A 7,987-nucleotide genomic window follows, 5' to 3' on the forward strand; every position below is an offset into this window, starting at 1 on the left:
TGTTCAGCAAGAACTGCGAATCAGGCGGCTTCAGCCATGGCCTTGATGTGCGCGTTCAGGCGGCTCTTGTGGCGAGCAGCCTTGTTCTTGTTGATGATGCCCTTGTCAGCCATGCGGTCGATGACCGGAACGGCAGCGGTGTAGGCTGCTTTGGCTTTGTCGAGGTCCTTGGTATCAATCGCCTTGACGACGTTTTTGATGTAGGTGCGGACCATGGAGCGCAGGCTTGCATTGTGGTTGCGGCGCTTCTCGGCCTGCTTGGCGCGTTTCTTGGCTTGAGGTGAGTTGGCCACCGTCTTGCTCCTCAGAAAATCTGGATGAATTAGGTACAAATAAGGCCGCGTACTATGCCGCCGGTCTTATCGAATGTCAAGCCTGTCAACGCGGGCTTGAACGGCTCAGTTGACCAGTGGTCACAGTGGCCGAGGTGGCGGCATTTTACACCCAAGCTGCCTGACAATGGCAGCGGTGCGCCGCTATTATGGCGCTTTTATTTCGGTGTGATACTTCATGTCCCAATCTGCTGCACCTGAACCTGCTACTCCCAAGGCGCCCAGCCTGCTCAGATCCGGCATGGTGGTAAGTGTCATGACCCTGTTGTCGCGGGTGCTGGGCATGGTCCGGGACATTGTCGTGGCGGCCTATTTTGGCTCGCAATCCGAGGCCGACGCGTTTTTTATTGCCTTCAAGATTCCGAACTTTCTGCGTCGCCTGTTTGCTGAGGGGGCTTTCGCGCAGGCGTTTGTGCCGGTGCTGTCGGAGTACCGTACCAAGTTCACGCTGGCAGAAGTGCGTCAGTTGGTGGACAGGGTGACCGGCACCCTGGGTTTGACGCTGGCCGGGATCACCGCGCTTGGTGTGGCTGGGGCGCCGGTGCTGATTACGCTGTTTGCACCCGGCTTTCATGATGATGCGGCCAAGCTGGCATTGGCGACGGATATGCTGCGCATTACCTTCCCCTACCTGTTCCTGATTTCGCTGACCGCGCTCTGTGGCTCGATTTTGAACAGTTACGGCCGCTTTGCCGTGCCGGCTTTTACCCCGGTGCTGCTGAATGTCTGCATGATCGGTGCGACCCTGTGTCTGACGCCTTATTTCGACCAGCCGATCATGGCGCTGGCTTGGGGGGTGTTTATTGCCGGGGTGGCGCAGCTGCTGTTCCAGCTGCCGTTTCTTGCGCAGATCAAGTTGCTGCCGGTGCCAAGGCCCAACCGCAAGGACCCGGGCGTCAAGCGCATCATGACGCTGATGATTCCGGCGCTCTTTGGTGTGTCGGTCAGTCAGATCAATCTGTTGCTGGACACAGTGCTGGCCTCCTTTCTGCAAACGGGCAGTATCTCCTGGCTGTATTACGCTGATCGCCTGTCCGAACTGCCTTTGGGCGCCTTTGGTATCGCCATTGGCACGGTCATCCTGCCTGCCTTGTCTCGCCAGCATGCCGGTGAAGATCTGAAGGCCTTCGGGCGCACGCTGGACTGGGCGGTGCGCATGGTGCTGCTGGTTGGGGTGCCGGCTGCGCTGGCGTTGTTGCTGCTGGCAGAGCCGTTGATTGCTACCTTGTTTCACTACGGCGCCATGACCGATGCGGACGTGGGGCAGGCCGCAGCAGCACTTCGGGCCTACGCTGTGGGGGTTATGACCTTCATGCTGATCAAGGTGCTGGCGCCCGGTTACTTTGCACGCCAGGACACCAAAACGCCGGTGCGCATCGCGATTATCTGCATGGTCGCCAATATGGGGCTTAACCTGCTGCTGATCTGGCCGCTGCAGCATGTGGGGCTGGCGTTGGCGACCTCGCTGTCGGCGCTGCTCAATGCGGGGCTGCTCTGGTGGGGGCTGCGCCGTGATGGTGTTTACCACGCGCAGCCGGGCTGGTTGCGCTTTGCGCTGCGGTTGCTGGTCGCGACGTTGGCTATGGCGGCACTACTGGTCTGGATGGTCCCGCCAACGGCGGACTGGCTGGCCTGGGGCTGGCAGCGCAAGGCCTGGGAGATGACGCTGCTGGTCACTGGCGGCATGCTGATCTATCTGGCGGTGCTGTTTGCCCTTGGTCTGCGTCTGCGTGAGCTGAGGGCAGGGCAGGGCTGAACGGCATGACGGGCGGCCCTGCAAGTCTGTATACTGCTGCGTTTCGATTGATCCACCTTTGACGAGCAATATGGAACTGGTCCGCGGTTTACATAACCTGCGGCCCCGGCACCGGGGCTGCGTCGCCACCATCGGCAATTTCGACGGCGTGCATGTCGGACATCAGGCCATTCTGGCGCGTCTGCGTGCGCACTCCGAGCGCTTGGGGCTGCCCGGCTGCGTGGTGATTTTCGAGCCTCAGCCACGGGAATTCTTTGCGCCCGATGCGGCACCACCGCGCCTGACACGCTTGCGCGAGAAGCTTGCGCTGCTGCAGCAGCACGGCGTTGATCGGGTCCTCTGCCTGGCATTTAACCGCCGGTTGCGCGAGCTGAGCGCCGAGCAGTTTGTTCAGCAGGTGCTGATCGAGGGCTTGGGCGTGCGCCATCTGGAAGTGGGTGACGATTTCCGCTTTGGCTGTGATCGTTCCGGCGACTTTGCCTTCCTGCAGGATAGCGGCGCCAAACACGGCTTTACCGTCGAGGCGGCCAATACCGTGGCGGAGAATGGCGAGCGCATCAGCAGCACGCGTTTGCGCCAGGTGCTGGCCGAGGGCGATTTTATTCTCGCCTCGTTGTTGCTGGGCCGGCCGTTCAGCATTACCGGACGGGTGGTCTATGGCCAGCAGTTGGGGCGTACCCTGGGTGCACCGACCGCCAATGTGCAGCTCAAACGCGTCAACCCCCCGCTGCACGGAGTGTATCGTGTCAGTGCCGAGGTCGATGGCGTGGTGCGCAAGGGCGTGGCCAACATCGGCAAGCGTCCGTCGGTCAGTGGTGACGGCAAGGCGCACCTGGAAGTGCATCTGTTTGACTTTTCCGGCGACCTCTACGGCCGTCGTCTGACTGTGGTATTTCACCAGAAACTGCGGGACGAGCAGCGTTTCGACTCGCTGGACGCATTGCAGGCGGCAATCAAGGCTGACTTTGCTGCCGCCAGAGCCCAATGGGGCCTGTGAATTTTTCGAGAGCCTGATAGAACATGACCGATTACAAAGCAACATTGAATCTGCCTGCCACGGACTTCCCGATGAAGGCCGGCCTGCCGAACCGTGAACCCGAGACGCTCAAGCGTCTGGACGGGTTGTATCAGCGGATTCGTGAGGTCAGCAAGGGGCGCCCGCAGTTCATCCTGCACGACGGCCCGCCCTACGCCAACGGCGTGATTCACATCGGTCATGCACTCAATAAAATCATCAAGGACATGATCACCCGCTCCAAGACACTATCGGGGTTTGATGCGCCTTATGTGCCGGGCTGGGACTGTCATGGCCTGCCGATCGAGCACAAGGTTGAAACCACCCACGGCAAGCATCTGCCTGCCGAGCAGGTGCGTGCGCTGTGCCGCGAATACGCGGGCGAGCAGGTTGCGCTGCAGAAGGCGGACTTTATTCGCCTGGGTGTGCTGGGTGACTGGGATAATCCCTACCTGACCATGAACTTCGCCAACGAGGCCGGTGAGATCCGCGCCTTGGGCCGTTTGGTCGAGCAAGGTGTGGTGTTCAAGGGCCTGAAACCGGTCAACTGGTGTTTTGACTGTGGCTCGGCACTGGCCGAGGCGGAAGTCGAATATCAGGACAAGACCTCTGAAGCCATCGATGTTGCCTTTGTGGCGGAAGATACCGACAAGCTCGCCGCTGCCTTTGGCCTGCCTGCGCTGAGCAAGCCTGCCGCCATCGTCATCTGGACCACTACCCCCTGGACCATCCCGGCCAACCAGGCGCTGAACGTCCACCCTGAATTCAACTACGCGCTGGTCGATACCGGCGAGCGCCTGCTGGTGCTGGCCGAAGATCTGGTCGAGAGCTGCCTGGAGCGCTACGGCCTCGAGGGGCAGGTGCTGGCAACCGCTGAAGGTGCTGCGCTTGAGCTGATCCGTTTCCGTCACCCGCTGTACGAGCGCTTCTCGCCGGTCTATCTGGCTGAGTATGTCGAGCTGGACGCCGGTACTGGCGTCGTTCACTCGGCGCCGGCCTACGGTGAGGACGACTTCCGCACCTGCAAGCAGTACGGCATGAGCAATGACGACATCCTCAGCCCGGTACAAAGCAATGGCGTGTACGTGTCTGACCTGCCGTTCTTTGGTGGCCAGTTTATCTGGAAGGCCAACCCGGCCATTGTTGCCAAGTTGGAAGAAGTCGGTGCGCTGCTCAAGCACAACCGCATCCAGCACAGCTATATGCATTGCTGGCGCCATAAGACGCCGCTGATCTATCGCGCCACTGCACAGTGGTTTGTCGGCATGGACGTACCGGTCGATGGCGGTGCCACGCTGCGTGAACGTGCCCTCAAAGCCATTGAAGAAACCGAGTTTGTTCCGGCCTGGGGCAAGCAGCGCCTGCACAACATGATTGCCGGTCGTCCGGACTGGTGTATCTCCCGCCAGCGTAACTGGGGTGTGCCGATCCCGTTCCTCCTGCACCGGGAGACGGGCGAGCTGCACCCGCGTACCGTTGAGATGATCGAGCAGGTGGCGCAGCGGGTCGAGCAACAGGGCATTGATGCCTGGTTCAATCTTGATGCTGCCGAGCTGCTGGGTGACGAGGCGCCGCTGTACGAGAAGACCAGCGATACGCTGGATGTCTGGTTTGACTCCGGGACGACTCACTGGCACGTCATGCGTGGCTCGCATCCCATGGGCCATGACGAAGGTCCGCGCGCCGATCTGTATCTGGAAGGCTCTGACCAGCACCGTGGCTGGTTCCACTCGTCGCTGCTGACCGGCGCTGCGATTGACGGACACGCTCCCTATCGCGGTCTGCTGACCCACGGCTTTACCGTGGATGAGAAGGGCCGCAAGATGTCCAAGTCGCTGGGCAACACCATTGCTCCGCAGAAAGTCAACGACACGCTGGGCGCCGACATTCTGCGTCTGTGGGTATCGTCGACCGACTACTCGGCTGAAATGGCGGTATCTGACCAGATTCTGCAGCGCAGTGCTGATGCCTATCGTCGCATCCGCAATACCGCGCGCTTCCTGCTTTCGAACTTGAACGGCTTTGACCCGGCGACCGATGCGCTGCCGGCCGAGCAGATGCTTGATCTGGACCGCTGGGCGGTGGATCGCGCACGCCTGCTGCAGCAGGAAATTGTCGAGGCCTACGACACCTACCGCTTCTGGAATGTGTACCAGAAGATTCACAACTTCTGTGTGCAGGAGCTGGGCGGCTTCTACCTGGATATCATCAAGGACCGCCAGTACACCACGCAGGCCAACAGCGTGGCGCGCCGCTCCTGCCAGACGGCGCTGTACCACATTGCCGAGGCGCTGGTGCGCTGGATTGCGCCGATTCTGAGCTTCACCGCCGAGGAGCTGTGGCAGTACCTGCCGGGCGAGCGCAATGAGTCGGTGATGCTCAATACCTGGTACGAGGAACTGGCCGAGTTGCCGGAGGGGCAAGCCTTGGGCCGCGAGTTCTGGGCCGATGTGATGCGAGTAAAGGAAGCGGTCAACAAAGAGATCGAGAACCTGCGTAACGCCAAGACCCTGCGCGGTAACCTGGAAGCAGAAGTAACTCTGTTCGTTGACCAGCCGCTGCAAGAGCGCCTGGCCCAGCTGGGCGATGAGCTGCGCTTTGTACTGATCACCTCTCAGGCCGCACTGGCGCCGTTGGCACAGGCCGAAGAGCAGGCGGTGGCGACCGAGGTTGACAGCCTGAAACTGCGGATCGTCAAATCGACTGCGACCAAGTGTGCACGCTGCTGGCATCTGCGTGATGATGTTGGTAGCAACCCGGCGCACCCGGAGATCTGCGGTCGCTGCGTAGAGAACATCGAAGGTGCCGGCGAGGTGCGCAAGCATGCCTGATCTGCGTCGTGGCAGTCTGATCTGGCTCTGGTTGTCGGTTGTCGTCATCGTGCTGGATCAGGCGACCAAGTGGATCGCTGTGGACGCCCTGCGGCTGTATCAGCAGGTGCCGATCATTGATGGCCTGTTCAGCTTCACGCTGGCCTATAACACTGGTGCCGCATTCAGCTTTCTGGCTGATGCCAGCGGCTGGCAGCGCTGGCTGTTCGCCGGCATTGCTGTCGTCGTGAGCGTGGTGCTGTGCGTCTGGCTGGCGCGGCTGGATCGCGCGCGCAAGATGGAAGCGATTGCACTGGCGCTGATTCTCGGTGGCGCTTTGGGTAACCTCTATGATCGGGTTATCCACGGCAAGGTGACCGACTTTATTTTGGTGCACTGGCAGCAAAGCTGGTTCTTCCCGGCGTTCAACATCGCCGACAGCGCTATTACCGTCGGTGCCGCGCTGCTGCTGCTCGACATGTTTTTTGGTCGCAAGCCTGAGTAATAATGCGCGCCCGCCCTAGTGAGGCGGGCGCCGCCGTCCTGATGAGATAGATGCCATGACAGAAAGCCGAATCGGTCACGACTCCGAGGTGACCCTGCACTTTACCCTCAAGCTGCCCAACGGTGACGTGGTCGATACGACGCTGGACAAGCAACCGGCGACCTTCAAGGTAGGGGATGGCAGCCTGCTGCCCGGATTTGAGCAGGTGCTGTTCGGACTCAAGGCAGGCGATGCCCGTAGCTTTGAGATTGACCCCGAGCGCGGCTTTGGCCCGGGCAATGAACAGAACATTCAAACTGTGCCGCGTGATCAGTTCAACGAGATGGAGCTGGAGTCGGGTTTGCTGGTGATCTTTACCGATGCCGCCGGTGGTGAGTTGCCCGGTGTGGTCAAGCAGGTGCATGATCAGGTAGTCGAGGTGGACTTCAATCACCCGCTGGCCGGTAAGGTCATTACCTTCGATGTCGAGATCGTCGACGTACGCTAGCGAGCACCAAGAGGCTATTCATGCAGATTAAACTGGCCAATCCACGCGGCTTCTGCGCCGGTGTTGACCGTGCCATTGAAATCGTCAACCGGGCGCTCGAGGTGTTCGGCCCGCCAATCTATGTGCGTCACGAAGTGGTGCATAACAAGTTCGTGGTGGAAGACCTGCGCAACCGCGGCGCTGTGTTTGTCGAGGAGATTGACCAAGTGCCGGATGACGTCATTGTCATCTTCAGTGCGCACGGCGTATCTCAGGCAGTGCGGCAGCAGGCGGAAGACCGTGGACTCAAGGTGTTTGATGCCACCTGCCCGCTGGTCACCAAGGTGCACATGGAAGTCACTCGCTACAGCCGTGATGGCCGCGAGTGCATCCTGATTGGTCATGCTGGTCACCCGGAAGTTGAAGGCACCATGGGCCAGTACGACCCCAGCAGTGGTGGGGCGATCTACTTGGTTGAGGACGAGGACGACGTTGCGCGTCTGGCAGTGAAGGATCCTCAGCGTCTGGCGTTTGTGACGCAAACAACCTTGTCAATGGACGACACTGCCAAGGTGATCGATGCTTTGCGGACACGTTTTCCGGCGATCGACGGGCCGCGCAAGGACGATATCTGCTATGCCACCCAGAACCGTCAGGACGCGGTCAAGCAGCTCGCTGCTGAGTGCGATGCTGTGCTGGTGGTGGGCAGCCCTAACAGCTCCAACTCCAATCGCCTGCGTGAGCTGTCTGAGCGCATGGGCACGCCGGCCTATCTGATTGATGGCGCCAGCGAGATCCAGGCGGCCTGGTTGGAGGGTGTCAGCAAGATCGGCGTTACCGCTGGGGCGTCTGCGCCGGATGTGCTGGTGCGTCAGGTGATTGAGCACCTGCACGCCCAGGGCGCGACCGGTGCAGAAGAACTGGCGGGCAAGGAAGAAAATATCGTTTTCAGCGTGCCGAAAGAGCTGCGGATTGTTGATCTGAGCTGAGGCATTGATGCTCTAGCGAAGCACTGACTCATCGCCCTCCCGTAGGGACGCGACCTGTCGCGTCCGTGCCGCCCCGCCGGCGCCAATGCCAATCGGCCACGGCGTGCCGTGGCC

Annotated in this window: 7 protein-coding genes; 6 read left to right on the forward strand and 1 reads right to left on the reverse strand. The window is 60.6% G+C overall.

Annotation, left to right across the window (positions count from 1 at the left end):
• Positions 1-20: 20 nt before the first annotated feature.
• Positions 21-293, reverse strand: coding sequence for a 30S ribosomal protein S20 (gene rpsT, locus CNQ84_RS06245; protein ID WP_096004050.1), 273 nt, complete (start codon positions 291-293; stop codon positions 21-23).
• Between the two features lie 217 nt (positions 294-510).
• On the opposite strand from rpsT, the gene murJ reads away from it, so the two are divergent.
• From murJ to ispH, 6 genes are all read left to right on the forward strand, one after another.
• Positions 511-2,088: a murein biosynthesis integral membrane protein MurJ gene (gene murJ, locus CNQ84_RS06250; protein ID WP_096004051.1), complete on the forward strand. Its 1,578-nt coding sequence runs from the start codon at positions 511-513 to the stop codon at positions 2,086-2,088.
• 70 nt (positions 2,089-2,158) lie between these two features.
• On the forward strand, positions 2,159-3,085 hold the full coding sequence (gene ribF / locus CNQ84_RS06255) for a bifunctional riboflavin kinase/FAD synthetase (protein WP_096004052.1): 927 nt from the start codon (positions 2,159-2,161) through the stop codon (positions 3,083-3,085).
• A gap of 23 nt (positions 3,086-3,108) precedes the next feature.
• Positions 3,109-5,934 carry an isoleucine--tRNA ligase gene (ileS, locus tag CNQ84_RS06260; RefSeq protein ID WP_096004053.1) on the forward strand — a complete coding sequence of 942 codons (2,826 nt, stop codon included), beginning with the start codon at positions 3,109-3,111 and terminating at the stop codon, positions 5,932-5,934.
• Entirely contained in the window at positions 5,927-6,418 is a 492-nt protein-coding gene (gene lspA / locus CNQ84_RS06265; protein ID WP_096004054.1) for a signal peptidase II, read from the forward strand. The genes ileS and lspA overlap by 8 nt, the downstream gene beginning before the upstream one ends.
• Before the next feature lie 55 nt (positions 6,419-6,473).
• Positions 6,474-6,905, forward strand: a complete 432-nt coding sequence (gene fkpB, locus CNQ84_RS06270) for an FKBP-type peptidyl-prolyl cis-trans isomerase (protein ID WP_096004055.1) — start codon at positions 6,474-6,476, stop codon at positions 6,903-6,905.
• A 20-nt stretch (positions 6,906-6,925) separates the two neighbouring features.
• Complete coding sequence (ispH, locus tag CNQ84_RS06275) at positions 6,926-7,873, forward strand: 4-hydroxy-3-methylbut-2-enyl diphosphate reductase (RefSeq protein WP_096004056.1); 948 nt, start codon at positions 6,926-6,928, stop codon at positions 7,871-7,873.
• Positions 7,874-7,987: the final 114 nt, after the last annotated feature.

Source organism: Pseudomonas abyssi, assembly GCF_002307495.1.
GTDB classification, from domain to species: Bacteria; Pseudomonadota; Gammaproteobacteria; order Pseudomonadales; family Pseudomonadaceae; genus Halopseudomonas; species Halopseudomonas abyssi.

Coding starts and splice junctions, on each gene's coding strand:
- murJ (WP_096004051.1), top strand. CDS start 511: ATGTCCCAATCTGCTGCACCTGAACCTGCTACTCCCAAGGCGCCCAGC.
- ribF (WP_096004052.1), top strand. CDS start 2,159: ATGGAACTGGTCCGCGGTTTACATAACCTGCGGCCCCGGCACCGGGGC.
- ileS (WP_096004053.1), top strand. CDS start 3,109: ATGACCGATTACAAAGCAACATTGAATCTGCCTGCCACGGACTTCCCG.
- lspA (WP_096004054.1), top strand. CDS start 5,927: ATGCCTGATCTGCGTCGTGGCAGTCTGATCTGGCTCTGGTTGTCGGTT.
- fkpB (WP_096004055.1), top strand. CDS start 6,474: ATGACAGAAAGCCGAATCGGTCACGACTCCGAGGTGACCCTGCACTTT.
- ispH (WP_096004056.1), top strand. CDS start 6,926: ATGCAGATTAAACTGGCCAATCCACGCGGCTTCTGCGCCGGTGTTGAC.